The sequence below is a fragment of the Streptomyces sp. BE303 genome (genome assembly GCF_036290945.1).
Classification (GTDB): Bacteria; Actinomycetota; Actinomycetes; order Streptomycetales; family Streptomycetaceae; genus Kitasatospora.
On the sequence record NZ_JAQYWZ010000092.1, the window covers coordinates 1 to 465 of the forward strand.

The following is a 465-nucleotide window of genomic DNA, read 5'->3' on the forward strand; positions in this document are numbered from 1 at the left end:
CCGAGGCCCCACACCTCCGCTCGGTGCGGGTCGCCCGCCGGATCGGCGGACCCGGGCGCGACCGCCCCCCGCGTGAGGAGCCAGAGCGGCGCCGCCATTCCGGCGTCGCCCCGTGCCTGGACGGCGGCGAGCACGCCGGTGAGCGAACACGCCGGTACCAGCACGCCGACCGGCGGTGCGTCGAGCGTCCGCAGCCGGTCGGCCAGCTCGGCCCGCACCCCGATCTCCAACCGGAGCACGGTCGCGCCGTGACCGCTCAGGACATCGGCGAGGGCGGCGGTCTCCTCGACGTCCTCACCGAGAAGCAGCCAGGATCCGTCGACCCGGGCCGCGCCGGGATCGGCGACCGGCTTCCAGGTGACGCGGTATCGCCAGCCGTCGATGAGCGACCTTTCCTGGCCGCTCGCCCTCCAGGTCGACAGCGCGGGCAGCACGGTGGCGGCGGCATCGGTATCGACACCCAAC

The 465-nt window shown here is 75.3% G+C and carries 1 protein-coding gene; it reads right to left on the minus strand.

Annotated elements, in window-relative coordinates; genetic code table 11:
- On the minus strand, positions 1–465 hold a 465-nt coding region (locus PUR56_RS00345), incomplete at both ends, for a hypothetical protein (RefSeq protein ID WP_329947352.1).